General features: G+C 67.1%; 14 protein-coding genes. 11 read left to right on the forward strand and 3 right to left on the reverse strand.

Annotation, left to right across the window (positions count from 1 at the left end; translation table 11 throughout):
• The first annotated feature begins 88 nt into the window (after window positions 1–88).
• The 10 genes from ACMV5O_RS04680 (at window position 89) to ACMV5O_RS04725 (ending at window position 13,178) form a co-directional block, all read left to right on the forward strand.
• Complete coding sequence (locus ACMV5O_RS04680; protein WP_416162401.1) at window positions 89–1,729, forward strand: glycoside hydrolase family 13 protein; 1,641 nt, start codon at window positions 89–91, stop codon at window positions 1,727–1,729.
• 80 nt (window positions 1,730–1,809) lie between these two features.
• Window positions 1,810–3,504, forward strand: coding sequence for an alpha-glucosidase (locus ACMV5O_RS04685; RefSeq protein WP_416162402.1), 1,695 nt, complete (start codon window positions 1,810–1,812; stop codon window positions 3,502–3,504).
• 66 nt (window positions 3,505–3,570) lie between these two features.
• Window positions 3,571–4,836 carry an ABC transporter substrate-binding protein gene (locus tag ACMV5O_RS04690; protein ID WP_416162403.1) on the forward strand — a complete coding sequence of 422 codons (1,266 nt, stop codon included), beginning with the start codon at window positions 3,571–3,573 and terminating at the stop codon, window positions 4,834–4,836.
• A 104-nt stretch (window positions 4,837–4,940) separates the two neighbouring features.
• Window positions 4,941–5,927, forward strand: coding sequence for a carbohydrate ABC transporter permease (locus tag ACMV5O_RS04695; protein ID WP_416162404.1), 987 nt, complete (start codon window positions 4,941–4,943; stop codon window positions 5,925–5,927).
• The gene (locus ACMV5O_RS04700; protein ID WP_416162405.1) at window positions 5,924–6,769 is read left to right on the forward strand and encodes a carbohydrate ABC transporter permease; all 846 of its coding nucleotides are present in this window, start codon (window positions 5,924–5,926) and stop codon (window positions 6,767–6,769) included. Before ACMV5O_RS04695 ends, ACMV5O_RS04700 begins: the two co-directional genes overlap by 4 nt.
• A 96-nt stretch (window positions 6,770–6,865) precedes the next feature.
• Window positions 6,866–8,044, forward strand: a complete 1,179-nt coding sequence (locus ACMV5O_RS04705; RefSeq protein ID WP_416162406.1) for an ABC transporter ATP-binding protein — start codon at window positions 6,866–6,868, stop codon at window positions 8,042–8,044.
• A 244-nt stretch (window positions 8,045–8,288) separates the two neighbouring features.
• On the forward strand, window positions 8,289–9,776 hold the full coding sequence (locus ACMV5O_RS04710; RefSeq protein ID WP_416162407.1) for a carbohydrate porin: 1,488 nt from the start codon (window positions 8,289–8,291) through the stop codon (window positions 9,774–9,776).
• A gap of 98 nt (window positions 9,777–9,874) precedes the next feature.
• A complete protein-coding gene (locus ACMV5O_RS04715) occupies window positions 9,875–11,053 on the forward strand; it encodes an MFS transporter (protein ID WP_416162408.1) in 1,179 nt (392 codons plus the stop codon).
• Window positions 11,050–12,624 carry a trehalase family glycosidase gene (locus tag ACMV5O_RS04720; RefSeq protein ID WP_416162409.1) on the forward strand — a complete coding sequence of 525 codons (1,575 nt, stop codon included), beginning with the start codon at window positions 11,050–11,052 and terminating at the stop codon, window positions 12,622–12,624. The genes ACMV5O_RS04715 and ACMV5O_RS04720 overlap by 4 nt, the downstream gene beginning before the upstream one ends.
• Window positions 12,621–13,178: a sugar O-acetyltransferase gene (locus ACMV5O_RS04725; RefSeq protein WP_416162410.1), complete on the forward strand. Its 558-nt coding sequence runs from the start codon at window positions 12,621–12,623 to the stop codon at window positions 13,176–13,178. Before ACMV5O_RS04720 ends, ACMV5O_RS04725 begins: the two co-directional genes overlap by 4 nt.
• Window positions 13,179–13,216: 38 nt before the next feature.
• Here ACMV5O_RS04725 and pyk read toward each other — a convergent pair whose 3' ends face one another.
• A complete protein-coding gene (gene pyk, locus ACMV5O_RS04730; RefSeq protein ID WP_416162411.1) occupies window positions 13,217–14,635 on the reverse strand; it encodes a pyruvate kinase in 1,419 nt (472 codons plus the stop codon).
• Between the two features lie 145 nt (window positions 14,636–14,780).
• On the opposite strand from pyk, the gene ACMV5O_RS04735 reads away from it, so the two are divergent.
• Window positions 14,781–15,731 carry a LysR family transcriptional regulator gene (locus tag ACMV5O_RS04735; protein ID WP_416162412.1) on the forward strand — a complete coding sequence of 317 codons (951 nt, stop codon included), beginning with the start codon at window positions 14,781–14,783 and terminating at the stop codon, window positions 15,729–15,731.
• Here ACMV5O_RS04735 and ttdB read toward each other — a convergent pair.
• Together ttdB and ttdA are read right to left on the reverse strand one after the other, a co-directional pair.
• A complete protein-coding gene (gene ttdB, locus ACMV5O_RS04740) occupies window positions 15,724–16,332 on the reverse strand; it encodes a L(+)-tartrate dehydratase subunit beta (RefSeq protein WP_416162413.1) in 609 nt (202 codons plus the stop codon). The two genes, ACMV5O_RS04735 and ttdB, sit on opposite strands and share 8 nt — an antisense overlap.
• Window positions 16,329–17,228 carry a L(+)-tartrate dehydratase subunit alpha gene (ttdA, locus tag ACMV5O_RS04745; protein WP_416162414.1) on the reverse strand — a complete coding sequence of 300 codons (900 nt, stop codon included), beginning with the start codon at window positions 17,226–17,228 and terminating at the stop codon, window positions 16,329–16,331. Before ttdA ends, ttdB begins: the two co-directional genes overlap by 4 nt.
• Window positions 17,229–17,285 lie beyond the last annotated feature (57 nt).

The raw sequence follows: 17,285 nt of genomic DNA on the forward strand, positions 1-17,285 counted from the left end.
TTTGGAGCTTATGTGGCGATTAGCCGGATTGATGGATTCCCATCACGCCGGGTGATCCGGAACCGACAGGGACGACGAGGAGACGGACGTGGAGCGCAAGTGGTGGCATGACGCGGTGGTGTATCAGATCTATCCGCGCAGCTTTGCCGACGGCAATGGCGACGGCATGGGCGACCTGCCCGGCATCATCTCTCGGCTGGATTACCTGCAGCAGCTCGGCGTGGGCGTGATCTGGCTGTCGCCGGTGTTCCGCTCGCCGATGGACGACAACGGCTACGACATCTCCGACTACCAGGACATCGCGCCCGAGTTCGGCACCCTGGCCGACATGGACCGGCTGATCGCCGAGGCCGGCCGGCGCGGCATCCGTATCGTCATGGACCTGGTCGTCAATCACAGCTCGGACGAGCACCCCTGGTTCGTCGAGGCCCGCAAGTCGAAGGACAGCCCCTATCGCGACTACTACATCTGGCGTCGGCCCACTGCCGACGGTGGCCTGCCGGACGATCAGCGCTCGTACTTCGGCGGTTCGGCATGGGAGTTCGATGCCGCCAGCGGCGAGTACTACTTCCACCAGTTCTCGCGCCGCCAGCCTGACCTCAACTGGGACAACCCGCAGGTGCAGGACGAAGTGCACCGCATGATGAACTGGTGGCTGGACCGCGGCATCGGCGGCTTCCGCATGGACGTCATCGACCTCATCGGCAAGGACGTCGACCGCAAGATCATGGCCAACGGCCCGCGCCTGCACACGCTGCTGCAGCAGATGAACGCCGCCACCTTCGGCCGCCGCGACGTGCTCACCGTGGGCGAAACCTGGAGCGCGACGCCCGAGACCGCAAAGCTGTATTCCGACCCGGCCCGCCACGAGCTGTCGATGGTGTTCCAGTTCGAGCACGTCACGATCACCTTCGATCCGGTCGAGGGCAAGTGGAAGCCGCGCGCCTTCGACCTGGTCGAGTTCAAGCGCGTGATGGGCAAGTGGCAGACCGAGCTCGCCGACCAGGGCTGGAACTCGCTGTTCTGGTGCAATCACGACCTGCCGCGCGCGGTGTCGAAGTACGGCGACGATGGCCGCTACCGTGTCGAGTCCGCGAAGATGCTCGCCACCGTGCTGCATTTCCTGAAGGGCACGCCCTATGTGTATCAGGGCGAGGAGATCGGCATGACCAACGTGCGCTTCGACTCGATCGACGACTACCAGGACATCGAGACCCTGAACCTGTACCGCGAGCGGACCGCCGCTGGCGTGGCGCACGAGGACATGATGCAGGGCATCTGGGCCAACGGCCGCGACAACGCGCGCACCCCGATGCAGTGGGACGCCACCGCGAACGCCGGCTTTTCCACCGCCAGGCCCTGGCTGAAGGTGAACCCCAACTATGCGCAGATCAACGTCGCCGCGGCGATCGCCGACGCGGACTCGATCTTCCACCACTACCGCCGCCTGATCGCGCTGCGCAAGACGCGCCCGGTGATGGTGTACGGCGACTATTGCGACCTGCTGCCGGCACACCCGCAGGTGTACGCCTACGAGCGCCGCCTCGGCGACGCGCGTGTCGTGGTCGTCGCCAGCTTTGCCGCCGAGCCGCTGCGCGTCGAGCTGCCGGCGGCGATCGCCGGGCTCGAGGGCGAATGCCTGAGCGCGAACCACGGCCTGCGCACCCGGCTTGCCCCGGTGCTGGCGCTGGCCCCCTACGAAGCCTTCGCCATCGCCTGCACGGCCTGAACGACGAACCCGCCGCCCCGGTGGGCGGCGAGGCCGACACAGACACCGACCCCGACCCTGACAAGAACCACGGAACCGACATGAGCAAGCACACCCCGATCGCAAAGACCCCGACCCGCGCCTGGTGGAAGGAGGCGGTGGCCTACCAGATCTACCCGCGCAGCTTCATGGACTCGAACGGCGACGGCATCGGCGACCTCAACGGCATCACCGAGCGCCTCGACTACCTGAAGTGGCTGGGCATCGACGTGATCTGGATCTGCCCGATGTACAAGTCGCCCAACGACGACAACGGCTACGACATCAGCGACTACCAGGACATCATGGACGAGTTCGGCACCCTGGCCGACTTCGACCGCCTGCTCGCCGAGACGCACCGGCGCGGCATGAAGCTGATCCTCGATCTGGTGGTGAACCACACCAGCGACGAGCACGCCTGGTTCGTCGAGTCGCGCTCCTCGCGCGACAACCCCAAGCGCGACTGGTACGTGTGGCGCGATGGCAAGGACGGCCACGAGCCGAACAACTGGGAGAGCATCTTCAAGGGCTCGGCGTGGAAGTACGACACCACCACCGGCCAGTACTTCCTGCACCTGTTCTCCGCCCGCCAGCCCGACCTTAACTGGGAGAACCATGCGGTGCGCGGTGCCATCTTCGACATGGTGCGCTGGTGGCTGGACAAGGGCATCGACGGTTTCCGCCTCGACGCGGTCAGCCACATGAAGAAGGTCGACGGCCTGCCCGACCTGCCCAACCCGGAGGGCCTGGACTACGTGCCGAGCCAGCCGATGCACATGAACGTCAACGGCGTGCTCGAGTACATGGACGACCTGTGCCGCAACACCTTCAACCACTACGACGTGATGACGGTGGGCGAGGCCAACGGCGTGTCGCCGAAGCAGGCGGTGGACTGGGTCGGCGAGAAACACCAGCGCCTGAACATGATCTTCCAGTTCGAGCACCTGGCGCTGTGGTCCGAGGCGCCGCGCGAGCCGCTCGACGTGGTGGCGCTGAAGAAGGTGTTCACCGCCTGGCAGGACAGCCTGCACGGCGTGGGCTGGAATGCGCTGTTCCTGGAGAACCACGACATCCCGCGCATCGTGTCGAAGTGGGGCGACCCGGTGCATCACTGGCACGCCAGCGCCACCGTGCTCGCCACCCTGTACTTCCTGATGCAGGGCACGCCCTTCATCTACCAGGGCCAGGAGATCGGCATGACCAACACCGTGTTCGAGTCAGCCGACGACTTCAACGACGTGTGGGCGAAGAACCAGTTCGCGCTGCGCCGTGCGGCGGGCGACGACGAGGCCACCATCCTCGCCGACGTGTCGCTGACCGCGCGCGATCACTCGCGCACCCCGATGCAGTGGGATGCCAGCGCCAACGCCGGCTTCAGCCGCGCCACGCCGTGGCTGAAGCTCAATCCCAACTACCCGCGCATCAACGTCGCCGCGCAGCAGGGCGATCCCGATTCGGTGCTCGGTTACTACCGCCGCCTGATCGCGCTGCGCAAGGCGGAGCCGACTCTGGTGTATGGCCGCTACGCGCTGCTGGGGCCGGCGGATACGCAGGTCTATGCCTACAGCCGCAGCGAGGATGACAGCCGCATCGTCGTCATCACCAACCTCAGTGGCCGCACGGCGTGCTTTGCCGACGCCCACTGCGCGCTGCGCCATGCCGACCTGCTGCTCGCCAACCGCCCGGTGGCGGCCCACGCCGACACCGACACGATTTCGCTCGAACCCTATGAGGCGCGCGTCTACCGCACAGCCTGATCGCAACACCCCGTGGGCGGCTCGTGACCGCCCCGGCCCGGTTCAATCCATGGAGGAGACACAAGCATGAAACTCAAGAAAATCGCCGCTGCCGCCCTGCTCAGCCTCGGCGCCAGCCTCGCCCAGGCCGACACCGTAAAGATGGAATGTGGCGCCGGCGCCACCGTGAAAAGCTTCTGCGACTACGTCAAGGCCCGCTTCGAAGCCGAGACGCCGCACAAGCTGCAGTTCATCGACCTGCCGCGCGCGTCCGACGAGAAGCTGTCGATGCTGCAGCAGATCTTCGCCACCAAGGACAGCAAGGTGGTGGATGTGATGGCGATCGACGTCGTCTGGCCCGGTGTGCTCGACCGCCATCTGCTCGACCTCACCGAGCACGTCAAGGATCTGGAGCCGGCCTTCTTCCCGTCGGTGTGGCAGAACAACCTCGTCAATGGCCGGGTGAAGGGCGTACCCAACTTCATCGACGCCGGCGTGCTGTTCTACCGCAGCGACCTGCTCCAGAAGTACGGCGAGCAGCCGCCCAGGACCTGGCAGGAGATGGCGCGCATCGCCGCGAAGATCCAGGACGCCGAGCGCGCCGCGGGCAGCCGCAACCTGCATGGCTTCGTGTTCCAGGGCAAGGCCTACGAGGGCCTGACCTGCGATGCGCTGGAGTGGGTCGCTTCCTTCGGCGGCGGCAGCTTCGTCGAGGCCGACGGCAGCATCTCGGCCAACAACCCGAAGGCGATCGAAGCCTTGAAGACGGCCGCGGGCTGGATCGACACCATTTCGCCCAAGGGCGTGCTGGCCTACCAGGAGGAGGAGGCACGCGCGGTGTTCCAGAACGGCGACGCGGTGTTCATGCGCAACTGGCCCTATGCCTACCTGCTGAGCCAGGACGACGCCAGCCCGGTCAAGGGCAAGGTCGGCATGATGCCGCTGCCGCGGGGCGGCGAGGGCGGCCAGCATGCGGCCGCGCTGGGGGGCTGGCAATGGGCGGTGAGTGCCTACACCCAGGTGCCCGAGGCCGCGATCGCGCTGGTGCGCATGCTTGCCGACTTCGAGAGCCAGCGCCAGAACTTCCTCCAGATGGGCGTCTCGCCGGCGCGCCTCGACGTCTACGAGGACGCGGAAGTGCAGGCCAAGGGCCCGCACCTGACGCTGCTGAAGCAAGCCTTTGATGGCGCTGTCGCGCGCCCCTCGACGGTCACCCGCACCGAGTATCCGAAGGTCTCGAAGGCGATCTGGAACGCCGCCTACGACACCCTGAGCGGGCGCGCCAGTGCGGAAGCCGCGCTGGCCGACCTCGAAGGCCGCCTGAAGCGCTTCAAGGGCCGCGAGTGGAAGTAAGCCGCTGCGCCAGCGTCGGCAGGGCAGGGGGCTTCGGCGCCCGGCTCGCCGGCCGGGTTGCCGGAACGGCGAGCGACGCCTGAAACGACCATAGGAGGAAGACCATGAACCCCAAGACCGAACTCGCGGCGGCCGCCGCGAGTCCATCCGCGCCACCGGCAGCGCACGTCCGCAAGCGCGGCCTGCAGTCGCGCCGCGCCCGCGCCGCCTGGCTGCTGGTGGCACCGACGCTGGTGCTGCTGGCCGGGGTGGCCGGCTGGCCGCTGCTGCGCACGCTGCTCTACAGCTTCACCGACGCCCGTCTCGACACGCCCGACGAGTACGAACTGGTCGGCTTCGCCAACTATCTGGACTTCATCGACGGCGAGGCATATGGCGTGCTGGCTGATCCGCTGTGGTGGCAGGCGATCGGCAACACCCTGTGGTTTACCGTCATCTCGGTGAGCCTGGAGCTGTTGTTCGGGCTGCTGCTGGCGCTGCTGATGAACCAGAAGTTCCGCGGCCAGGGCCTGGTACGGACCGCCATCCTGGTGCCGTGGGCGATCCCCACCATCGTCACCGCCAAGATGTTCAGCTGGATGTTCCACGACCAGTACGGAACGATCAACGACCTGCTGATGCGCATCGGCATGATCGACGCCCCGCTGGCCTGGATTGCCGAGCCGACGCTGTCGCTGTGGGCGGTGGTCATCGCCGACGTGTGGAAGACCATTCCCTTCATGGCCCTGATGCTGCTGGCGGCGCTGCAGATGGTGCCCTCCGATCTCTACGAGGCGGCGCGCGTCGATGGCGCCAGTGCCTGGCAGCGCTTCCGGCGCATCACACTGCCGCTGATCTTCCCGGCCATGCTGGTGGCGCTGATCTTCCGCACCATGGACGCGCTGCGCGTGTTCGACCTGATCTACGTGCTGACCTCCAACAGCGAGGCGACGATCTCGATCTCCGGCTATGCCCGCGAGCAGATGGTGGTGTACCAGGAGATGGGCGTCGGCTCGGCCGCCTCGGTGCTGGTGTTCATGATGGTCGCCGGCGTGGCGGCAGTCTTCCTCTACATCGGCCGCATCGCCGAACCCAAGGAGAAGCAGGCATGAAGCTCACCCGCAAGCAACAGAATGCGGCGCGCCTGGCGTGGATCTACGCCGCCGCGGCCCTGGTCACGGTGGTCAGCGTGTTCCCGTTCTACAACGCGATCATCACCTCGCTGCAGACCGGCCAGGACCTGTTCCTGCCGAGCTACCTGCCCACCTCCTTCCACTGGGAGAACTACGCGACCGCGCTGGTGCACAACGGGGTCGGCCGCAGCCTGGCGAACTCGGTGCTGGTGGCCACGGTGACGGTGGGCGGCTGCCTGCTGGTGTCGATCACCGGCGCCTTCGCGCTCGCCCGGATCCGCTTTCGCGGCCAGCGCGCGCTGCTGTTCACCATCCTGTGCGTGTCGATGTTCCCGCAGGTGGCGGTGCTGTCGGGGATGTTCGAGCTGGTGCGCTTCCTCGGCCTGTACGACTCGCTCGGCGCGCTGGTGGTGTCCTACACCACCTTCTCGCTGCCCTTCACGATCTGGGTGCTGACGACCTTCATGAAGAACATCCCGGTCGAGCTCGAGGAGGCCGCGATCGTCGATGGCGCCAGCCTGTGGGTGATCATCACCAAGGTGTTCGCCCCGATCATGGGTCCGGCGCTGGTGACCACCGGACTGCTCGCCTTCATCGGCGCCTGGAACGAGTTCATGTTCGCACTCACCTTCGTGATCTCGGGCGAGAACCGCACCGTCCCGGTGGCGATCGCGCTGCTGCAGGGCGCCTCGCAGTACGAGCTGCCGTGGGGAAGCATCATGGCCGCCTCGGTGACGGTGACCCTGCCGATCATCGTCATGGTGCTGATCTTCCAGAAGCGCATCGTCAGCGGGCTGACCGCCGGTGCAGTGAAGGGCTGAGACCCGAACGACAAGGAGACGGGGCGGCGTCGGCCGTCCCGCGAGCGAATTCCGGCGCACCGTGCGCGGCGCGCCACCGAAGGAGGTAGGAGCATCATGGCTCAACTGACACTCAAGCAGATCAACAAGCGCTACGGCGACAACGCCGTGGTGGTGAAGTCGCTGGACCTCGAAGTCCACAGCGGCGAATTCGTCGTCTTCGTCGGCCCCTCGGGCTGCGGCAAATCCACCCTGCTGCGCATGATCGCCGGCCTGGAGGACATCACCGGCGGCGGCATGTACATCGATGGCCGCTACGTCAATGACGACACCCCGGCCGAACGCGGCATCGGCATGGTGTTCCAGTCCTACGCGCTGTATCCGCACATGAGCGTGTACGAAAACATCGCCTTCGGCATGAAGCTGGCCAAGCTGCCGGCGGCCGAGATCGACCGGCGCGTGATGGACAGCGCCCGCATCCTGCAGCTCGAGCCGCTGCTGCAGCGCAAGCCCAAGGACCTGTCGGGCGGCCAGCGCCAGCGCGTGGCGATCGGGCGCGCGATTGCGCGCGAGCCCAAGCTCTTCCTGTTCGACGAGCCGCTGTCCAACCTCGATGCCGCGCTGCGCGTGCAGATGCGCATGGAGATCGCCAGCCTGCACCGTCGCCTGGGTTCGACCATCATCTACGTCACCCACGACCAGGTCGAGGCGATGACGCTGGCGCAGCGCATCGTCGTGCTCAACCGCGGCAACATCGAGCAGGTCGGCACCCCGCTCGAGCTCTACGACCACCCGGCCAACACCTTCGTCGCCCAGTTCATCGGCTCGCCGAAGATGAACCTGATGCCGGCGACCCTGGTGCGCAGCGGCGCGGAAAGCGTGGTGAAGCTGTGGAACGGCAAGCCGCTCACGCTGCCGATCGCCACGCCGGCAAGCGCCGAGGGCAGCGCGGTCAAGCTGGGTATCCGTCCCGAGCACATCGAGTGGGGTGACGTGTCGAGCGCGCCCAACCTGGCCGACGTGCTGTTCGTCGAGCACATGGGCAACGAGACCTACCACTACCTCGACAGCGGCGACATCGGCGAGCCCTGGGTGGTGCGCGACCCGAGCCGCTCGGATGTGGCCGTCGGCCAGACCGTGGGCTACCGCATTCCGCCCGAGCATTGCCACCTGTTCGATGCCGGCGGCAAGGCCTTCGCCCGTCCGCTGCAACCCGGAAGCACAAAGGCGGTGGGGGCGAACCAGACCGCGCCGGTGATGTTCTCCGACCGGGTGGGTGCGGCCATGCCCGAGTGAACCCCGGGCCGTAAGGCGGTGCCACCGCGCGCGGCCCTTCCAGTTTGGTCCTGAGCTGAGGCCCCTGCACGCGCGCCGAGCGCGCGCCGGGGTGATGACCGGCAGACGCCCAGCGTCGCTGCCGAGGGAGCGTTCGTTCCCGAGAAACGCATGAAGTGTTCTTTGCAGCACGCCACCAGACGAGCGTCCGAGTCGGCCGTGTAGCGATTCCATTGCCGTAAATCCTGTGATGAGGAGACTTGAAATGATGAAAAGAACCACACTCGTCGTCGCGCTGACGCTCGCCTTCTGTGGTGCGGCCAACGCGGCTGGTGACGCCGCTGCGAACCAGGTGCGCGAGCTCGAGGCGCGCATCGCCAGGCTCGAGGCCATGCTGCAGGCGGTCAAGACCGAGGCTCAGCAGGCCGGCGAAGTCGCGCGCAAGGCCGACAGCGTCGCCAGCGCGGCCAAGGCCGCCACCGCGACCCAGGCCGCGCTCACCGAAAAGGCGGCCGAAACCGCGGACTCGTTCGAGTTCGGCGCCTACGCGCGCTCGGGGACGATCTCCGGCAAGGATCAATTCACCGTCGAAGGCGTCGGCCCTTATTTCAGCCCGGCCGGCAGGCTCGGTGGCGCGGTCGGCCGTCTGGGCGTCGAGACCGACACCTATGTCGAGGCCAAGATGGCCAAGCGCTTCCAGACCGCCGACGGCACCACCGGCGTGTTCCACTTCATGCTGGCCGATGGCACCAACAGCAACAACGACTGGACCTCGGACGAGAACGGCGTCAACGTGCGCCACGTCTTCGCCGAGCTCGGCAACCTGGCCGCCTTCAAGGGCACGGCCTTCGAGGGCGCGACGCTGTGGGCGGGCAAGCGCTTCGACAAGAAGAACTACGACATCCACTTTTTCGACAGCGACGTGATCTTCCTCGCCGGCACCGGTGCCGGCTTCTACGATGCGCAGGTGACGCCGGACTGGAAGAGCAGCTTCTCGGTGTATGGGCGCGACTTCATCGTCGACGAGGCCGATGACCGTCGCGGCAAGAGCTACATCGTCACCAGCAACAACTACATCGGCAACTGGCAGTTCATGCTCAACGGATTGCGGGCGAAGCAGAATGACGTCGCCAACCCCGACCGTGCCACCACCGGCTATCACGGTCTGTTCGCCTACCATGCGCCGAGTTTCTACGGCGTCGCCAACGGTTTCTCCAAGACCGGCTTCCTTGTCGGCCACGGGCTGGGTGCGGAGGTCAAGCGCCTGGGCGGGGAGGGCAGTCTGCTCGAGGATGCCGAAGCCGTGCGCGTGTTCACGATGGGGGTGACCGACCTCAATGCCGACTGGAAGATCGCGCCGGCGCTGATGGCCGAAGTCAGCAAGGACCGCTTCAACAAGGGCGATGACTACAAGTGGGCGTCGGCCAACGTCCGCCTGGTCAACGCGGTCAACCAGAACTTCGCCATGCAGTACGAGGGCACGGTCCAGTACATGGACCTCGACAGCACCTTCTCGTCGGCCAGCGGCAACTTCTACAAGCTCACCGTGGCGCCGACCTTCAAGCTCGACACCAGCGCCGGCTTCTTCGCCCGTCCGGAGCTGCGCCTGTTCGCCTCCTACTTGGCGTGGGACAAGGACCTCAACGGTTTCAGCTACGACAGCGCCCAGGATCCGGACGGTGGCTTCGGCAATACCCGCTTCAACGACGACAGCAAGTGGCTGCTCGGCGCGCAGATGGAGGTGTGGTTCTGAGTAAGCGCACGGGCGCGCACGCGCTGCCCTGCTAACGGCTGCGGCCGGGGCCTGGAGTGCGCCCTGGCCGCGTATGCACTTCCTGCCTGACCGAGATCATGAGACTCCCTTCCCTGAGCCTGCGCGCACTCATCACCGGCTTCGCCTCCATGGGGGTGGTCGGCAGCGTGCTGATGACCCGCCAGCCCGAATTCCAGTCCCTGTGGTCGCTCGATGCGGCCGAGTGGGGCTGGGTGCTGTTCGCCGTCGGCTTCGGCGGCGTGATGTCATTCCCCGTCAATCGCTGGTTCCTGGCGCGCATCGGCAGCCGCGCGATGATCGGTCGCTTCGGCATCGCTGGCGGCCTGGTGATGGCGCTGATTCCCTGGCTTCCGGGCCTGCATGGGCTGCTCGCCGGCATGTTCCTGCAGGGCATGATCTACAACGGCGTCAGCGTCGCGGTGAACCAGCAGGCGGCCGAATGGGAGCTGCGCGAGAAGACGCGCATGATGGGCCGCCTGCATGCCACCTTCTACGTCGGCAGCATGCTGTCCGCCTTCGTCAGCGGCGCGCTTGCCGCCAGCGGTCTGCCGCTGTGGATGCACATGACGGTGGTCGGTGCACTCGCTGCGATCCTGCATGTGTGGGTGGCGCGCCGGTTGCCCCCCGAGACCCCTGGGGTGGAGAACCCCTCCAGCACGCCGATCCCGGCCGGCGCCTGGCAGGGGCTGGCGGTGCTCGCCGGCTGCCACGGCATCGTCGAGAGCGGCATCATGGGCTGGTCGGCGATCTACCTGCATCAGGGTCTTCAGGCCAGCGAGAGTGTGGCGGGCATGGCGCTGGCGGTATTCGCCGGGACGATGGCCGTCGGCCGCTTCCTCACCGATGCCGTGGTCACCCGCTTCGGCCCGGTGGCGGTGATCGGTGCCGGCTCGCTCTTGTGTGGCGTCGGCCTGCTGCTGGCCGTGCTCGGCGCGACGGCGGGCGCGATGTTCGCCGCGCTCGCCGCCTGCGGCCTCGGGCTCGCGGCGGTGGCGCCGGTGTTCTTTTCGGCCGCCGGTCGCCTGGGCGGGCAGACGCTGGCCCTGATCGCCAGCTTCAACGCCATCGGCGGCCTGATCGGCCCACCCGTGCTGGGCCAGGTGGCCAAGATGTGGTCGCTGGCAACGGTGTTTGGCGTGCTGGCGGCGATGTGTGTGGTGATGGCCTGGAACGCCCGCGTGCTGCGCCAGCCCGCCGCCAGCAGCCAGGCTGCAGCCGCGCCGGCGACCGATGCGGCGCTGCCGTGCAGCAAATGAGCAAGCGTGGTTGCCGCATCAGCGGCGCCGATGCCGAGGAGCGCATGATGAAACATGAACCGGCCCAGATCGCGGGCCTGCTGTTCGAGGCCGTGCAGCAGGCACGGATCTTTCCCGACTCGAAGACCTTTACCGACTGCCGCGCCCGCTTCGATGACGCGCACATCCAGCGCGCCTTCATGCAGCAGTTGCGCGATTTCGTCGGCGCCCATTTCGAGCTGCCGGCCGAGCCGCCTGCCGTCGCGCTCGTCGACAGCGCCTCGCTCGCCGAGCACATCGACCGCCTGTGGACCTTGCTCGAGCGCGCGCCGCAGGCGGCACGGCCCGGCAGCAGCGCGATCGCGCTCGCCCATCCCCATGTCGTGCCGGGTGGGCGCTTTGGCGAGATCTACTATTGGGACAGTTACTTCACCGCCGAAGGCCTGGCGGTGTCGGGGCGGCTGGACCTGGTCGAGGGCCTGATCCGCAACTTCGCCGACCTCATCGAGCGCTTCGGCTACGTGCCCAATGGCACCCGCCTGTATTACCTCGGCCGCTCGCAGCCGCCGATGTTCTGCGCGCTGCTGCAACTGCTCGAGCGCCACCGTGGGTTTGACGCGATCCGTCCCTTCCTACCGCAACTGGTGCGCGAGTACGCATTCTGGATGGACCCCGGCTTCGGCACGCAAGGCGGGCAGGGGGCGCCGACCGACACAGCGTCCACCGGCTGGCCGCGTGCCGGCGCCCACGTGGTCGAACTCGCGCCCGGCGAACTGCTGAACCGCTACTGGGACGCCAGCGACAGCGCGCGTCCGGAGTCCTTCGCCGAGGACCTGCATACTCGCGCCCAGGCTCCTGCGTCGCGCCGCGCCAGCATCCTGCGCGACATCCGGGCGGGGGCCGAGTCGGGCTGGGACTTCAGCAGCCGCTGGTTCGGGCCGGGCGGGACCCTGGCGCATATCCGCACGACCGAACTGCTGGCGGTCGACCTCAATGCGCTGCTGTGGGAGATCGAATGCCGGCTCGCCGACTGGCTCGGCCGTGTCGGCGACGACCGCGCACCGCTGTTCGCCGCCGCGGCCGCGCGCCGCCGTGCGCTGATCCAGGCGCAGTGCTGGGATGCATCGGCCGGCTGGTTCTTCGACCGGCACTGGCCCAGCGGCGCGCGCAGCGAGGCATGGACCCTGGCTGGCGCCTTCGCGCTCTATTGCGGGCTGGTCGACGAGGAGCAGGCTGCGCGCATGGCCGAGGTGATTGAATCGCGCTTCCTGCGCCCGGGCGGGGTGGTCACCACCCTGGAGCGCTCGGGCGAGCAGTGGGATGCGCCCAACGGCTGGGCGCCCTTGCACTGGATCGTGGTGCAAGGCCTGCGCCGCTATGGGCATCACCGTCTCGCCGACGACATCGCCGAACGCTTCATCGGCCTCGTCGAGCGCGTCTGGCGCCGTACCGGCAAGATGATGGAGAAGTACGACGTGTGCGACATGGCGCTCGAGGCCGGTGGCGGCGAGTATCCGGTACAGGACGGTTTCGGCTGGACCAATGGCGTGGTGCGGGCGCTGCTCGCCGCGCGGAAAGGGGTCAGGGGATGAAGAGCGAGAAGGAAAAGTGGCTTGCCGGCGAGTACTTCAACCCGCTGGACCCCGAGCTGTGCGCGGCGCGCAGCCGCGCCCGCCGCCTCACCAAGGCACTCAACGACAGCGCCGACGACGAGGTCGGGCTGCGCGAGACGCTGCTGGCCGAACTGCTGCCGCGCGCCGCCGGCCGCGTCTCGATCGAGCCGCCCTTCCACTGCGACTACGGCACCAACATCGAATGCGGCGAGCGGGTGTTCTTCAATTTCGACTGCGTGGTGCTGGACGTCGGCCCGGTGCGCATCGGCTCGCGCGTGCTGTTCGGGCCCGGCGTGCACCTCTACACCGTGACCCACCCGATGGACGCCGCCGGGCGCGCGGGTGGCTTGGAAGTGGGCCGGGCGGTGGAAATCGGCGACGACGTGTGGGTCGGCGGCGGCAGCATCGTCTGCCCGGGGGTGAGGATCGGCGCCCGCAGCGTGATCGGTGCGGGCAGCGTGGTCACCCGCGACGTGCCGGAAGGCGTGTTCGCCGCGGGCAACCCGTGCCGGGTGATCCGCTGCCTGGGCTAGGACTCATTGCGGCACGGGTGGCGCGGACTGCGCAGCGATCAAGGGATTGTTGCGATGCGTAGCAGGTTGGTCGTGCCCGAAGTCCCGAAGGGCATTCCGGCCGCGATGACGATGGTGTCGCCGCGGCCGCCGAGGCCTACCTTGCACGCCGTCTCGCAAGCGAGTTCGGTCATCTCGGTCACATCCGCAACATCGCCGATCGCTACGGCATGGATTCCCCAGGCGAGGGCAAGTTGGCGCGCAGTGGCGAGGCGCGGTGTGATGCCCAGGATCGGGCCTTGAGGGCGCTCGCGCGCGACTCTCAGCGCCGAATGGCCTGAGCTGGTGTAGGCGACGGTCGCAACCACCTGCAACAACCCGGCGACATGCCGCACCGCGGCGCCGATAGCGTCGGCCTTGTCGCGATGGCAGGGCGACTGCAGCGTGGCGAGGGCTTCGCGATAGAAGGGGTCGCCTTCGGTCTGGGCGATGATGCGGTCCATCATGCGCACCGCCTGCACCGGGTAGCGGCCCGAAGCCGACTCCGCCGACAGCATGACCGCATCGGCACCGTCGTAGATCGCGGTGGCGACATCGCTCGCTTCGGCGCGGGTCGGCACCGGGGCGGTGATCATCGACTCCAGCATCTGGGTGGCGACGATCACCGGTTTGCCGGCCTTGCGGCAGGCGCGGACGATGCGTTTCTGGATTGCCGGCACCTGCTCGGGCGGCATCTCGACGCCGAGATCGCCACGGGCGACCATCACCGCGTCGCTCTCCGTCACGATCGCTTCCAAGGTGGCGATGGCAGCCGGCTTTTCCAGCTTGGCGATGATGCCGGCACGGCCAGCGACGATGCCCTTGATCTCGGCCATGTCTTCCGGTCGCTGTACAAAGGACAGGGCGATCCAGTCGATACCGAGCGAAAGGCCGAAATCCAGATCGGCCCGATCCTTAGCGGTCAGCGCTGAGATCGGCAACACGACGCCGGGGACGTTCACACCCTTGCGGTCGGACAGGCTGCCGCCGGCGATGACCCTCGTGGTCACCGCGCCAGGGCGGATCTCGTCGACCCGCAGGCGGATGCGGCCGTCGTCGAGGAGCAGGTCTGTGCCCTTCATCAAGGCGTCGAAGATCTCCGGGTGGGGCATCGACACACGGGTGAGGTCCCCCGGTCGGTCGCGATCCAGGTCGAGCTGAAAGCTCGCTCCCTCAGTGAGGGTGACGGCACCCTGAGCGAAGGTGCCGACGCGCAGCTTGGGACCCTGGAGGTCGAGCAGGACCCCGATCGGACGTCCAACTTCATGCTCGACGAGACGGATGGCCTCCAGCCGCGCGCGGTGATCGGCATGCGTGCCGTGGCTGAAATTGAGCCGGAAGACATCAGCCCCGGCCTCGAACAGCGCGCGGATGGTGGCGGCGTCTGAGCTGGCGGGACCGAGGGTGGTGACGATCTTGGCGTTGCGTTTGCGCTGCATGGAAGAGTCCTTTGGTCTGGTGGCCGGGAAGATGTGATGCCGATTTCGAGTCGATCTTTGCAGGCCCAAAGTTAGTGGATGGACGACCTGACATGGCCGGCGTAAGCTCAAACTATCCTTAACCTGAAGAAAACAATCACCGCAGATGAACTCGGGAATCCAGCCCGCTGAACTCGGCTTTTTCGTCGCTATCGCAAGTTGCGGCAGCCTGAGCCGCGCCGCGCGCGAGCTCGGCATCAGCACGCCGGCGGTAAGTAAGCGTCTCGCCCAGGTCGAAGCCCGCATCGGTGTGCCGCTGATCAACCGCACCACGCGGCGCATGAACTTGACGCCGGAGGGTGAGGTTTTCCTTGAGCACGCGCGCCGCATCCTGGCCGAGTTGGACCTGCTCAACGAAGTGCTGGGCAGTGCGAAGGCCACGCCCAAGGGGCTGCTGCGGGTGAATGCGACGCTTGGCTTCGGTCGCCTGCATGTGGCGCCGGTCATCTCACGCTACGTCGCGCGCTACCCGGAAGTGGACGTCCAGCTCCAGCTTTCGGTGAGCCCGCCGGCGCTCACTGACGACCAGTTCGACGTCTGCATCCGTTTCGGCGAGCCCGGTGATGCACGGGTGGTGGCCCGCCGCCTGGCGCCGAATCGACGCCTGCTGTGTGCCGCCCCGTCCTACCTCGCGGCCCGCGGTGCGCCCCGCGCGCCGAACGAGCTGCGCCACCATAACTGCATCACCATCCGCCAGGGCGACGACGCCTACGGCACCTGGCGCCTGAGCGCGGCCGACGGCGCCGGCGCTGAGAGCGAGTCGATCAAGGTGCGCGGCAACCTCGCCACCAACGACGGCGAGATCGCGGTGCAGTGGGCGCTGGATGGGCGCGGCATCCTGATGCGCGCCGAATGGGATGTGCTGCGCTACCTGCAGAGTGGCCGGCTGGTCCAGGTCCTGCCGGACTATCGCACGCCGGATGCCGACATCTATGCCGTGTATCCGAAGCGCCACCAGCTCTCGACGCGCATCCGAACCTTCGTCGACGAACTGGTGGCTGCATTCGCACACCTCAATGCAGGCGGGGGCCGCCCCCCCATCGCCGGCCTTACTTGATGAAGCTAAGCTGTGTGTTGATCTTCTCCAGCACGGGCTTCTTCTTCTCGTTGAAGACAGCCTTATTCTGCTGAATGAGGTTGTTGCCCTTGGTGTCGATCGAGATGATCAGCGGTCCGAACTCGAGCACGCGGTTGACCCACAAGGTCTCGGGCATGCCCAGGTCCTGCCACTCGGCGCCCTCGATTTCCTCGACCAGCGTCGCCGCGAGCACGGCACACCCGCCCGGGAAGATGGCATGCACCGCCTTGTTCTCCTGGCAGCCGGCCGCCGTCTCGGGCCCCATGCCGCCCTTGCCCACGATCAGCTTCACGCCAGTTTGCTTGATGAACTCACGCTCGAACTGCTCCATGCGCATGCTCGTCGTCGGGCCAATCGAGACCATCTCGAACGTGCCGTCGTCCTTCTTGCGCACGATCGGGCCAGCGTGGAAGATCGCCCCGCCTTCTAGATCGACCGGAAGTTCCCGGCCTTGCTCGATCAGGCGGCGGTGCGCCACGTCGCGGCAGGTCACCAGGCGGCCGGTCAGATAGACGACGTCACCGACCTCCAGGTCTTCGAGGTCTTCGTCACGGATGGGGGTCGTCAGGATCTTTTTCACAGCACCACTCCTTCGTGGGACAGGATTTCGTAGGACAGGTCGGCGTTGATGCGGATCTTGCCGCGGCGGTGCGCCCAACAACCGGTATTGACGGCCACGCCGATGGTCGAGGGATGGCGGGCGGACGATTCGATGTTGACGCCCATCACGCTGTTGTTGCCGGTCAGGCCCTGGGGGCCGATGCCGATCTCGTTGAGGCCCTGCTCGAGCAGTTCCTCCATCAGCGCGGCGCGCGGGTTGTCACTCTTCGAATCCACCGGGCGCATGATCGCCAGCTTGGACAGGCGCGCCGCGGTCTCCACCGAGGTCGACACCCCGACCCCGACCAGCAGCGGCGGGCAGGCATTGACGCCACGCTCGGTGATGACGTCCATGACGAACTCGGCGACCCCTTCGTAACCCTGCCCCGGCATCAGCACCTTGGCCGCGCCAGGCAGCGTGCAGCCGCCGCCCGCCATGTACACGTCGATGGTGCAGCTGTCCTTCTCCGGCACGATGCGCCAGTCGAGCCAGGGAATGTTGGTGCCGGTGTTGGTCCCAGTGTTCTTTTCGTCGAAAGTCTCGACCGCGTTGTGGCGCAGCGGGCCGATGCGGGTCGCCTCAGCCGTCGCCTCCTTCAGGATCTCCTCCAGTTCGCCGAGCAGCGGGAAGTGGGCGCCGGCCTCGACGAAATACTGGATAACGCCGGTGTCCTGGCAGCTCGGGCGGTTCAGCTTGTCGGCCGCTTCCTGGTTGCCCGCCATCGAGTCGTACACCGACTTGGCCAGCGGGTTGGTTTCCAGCGTGCGAAGTTCGGCCAGTTTGGCCTTCACGTCCTTGGGCAGGCGCTTGCCGATGTAGGCGGTGAACTTCGCCATGACATCGGTGAGGGCTGCGACGTCGGTGTCTCTTTGCATAGGGGTCTCCTTTGGGGGGTGGGGTCGAGGGGCCCCAGGCTCGGGGCGCCCCCGGAA

The sequence above is a fragment of the Thauera sp. WH-1 genome (assembly GCF_047806685.1).
Classification (GTDB): domain Bacteria; phylum Pseudomonadota; class Gammaproteobacteria; order Burkholderiales; family Rhodocyclaceae; genus Thauera.

Coding starts and splice junctions, on each gene's coding strand:
- ACMV5O_RS04685 (WP_416162402.1), top strand. CDS start 1,810: ATGAGCAAGCACACCCCGATCGCAAAGACCCCGACCCGCGCCTGGTGG.
- ACMV5O_RS04690 (WP_416162403.1), top strand. CDS start 3,571: ATGAAACTCAAGAAAATCGCCGCTGCCGCCCTGCTCAGCCTCGGCGCC.
- ACMV5O_RS04695 (WP_416162404.1), top strand. CDS start 4,941: ATGAACCCCAAGACCGAACTCGCGGCGGCCGCCGCGAGTCCATCCGCG.
- ACMV5O_RS04700 (WP_416162405.1), top strand. CDS start 5,924: ATGAAGCTCACCCGCAAGCAACAGAATGCGGCGCGCCTGGCGTGGATC.
- ACMV5O_RS04705 (WP_416162406.1), top strand. CDS start 6,866: ATGGCTCAACTGACACTCAAGCAGATCAACAAGCGCTACGGCGACAAC.
- ACMV5O_RS04710 (WP_416162407.1), top strand. CDS start 8,289: ATGATGAAAAGAACCACACTCGTCGTCGCGCTGACGCTCGCCTTCTGT.
- ACMV5O_RS04715 (WP_416162408.1), top strand. CDS start 9,875: ATGAGACTCCCTTCCCTGAGCCTGCGCGCACTCATCACCGGCTTCGCC.
- ACMV5O_RS04720 (WP_416162409.1), top strand. CDS start 11,050: ATGAGCAAGCGTGGTTGCCGCATCAGCGGCGCCGATGCCGAGGAGCGC.
- ACMV5O_RS04725 (WP_416162410.1), top strand. CDS start 12,621: ATGAAGAGCGAGAAGGAAAAGTGGCTTGCCGGCGAGTACTTCAACCCG.
- pyk (WP_416162411.1), bottom strand. CDS start 14,635: ATGCAGCGCAAACGCAACGCCAAGATCGTCACCACCCTCGGTCCCGCC.
- ACMV5O_RS04735 (WP_416162412.1), top strand. CDS start 14,781: ATGAACTCGGGAATCCAGCCCGCTGAACTCGGCTTTTTCGTCGCTATC.
- ttdA (WP_416162414.1), bottom strand. CDS start 17,228: ATGCAAAGAGACACCGACGTCGCAGCCCTCACCGATGTCATGGCGAAG.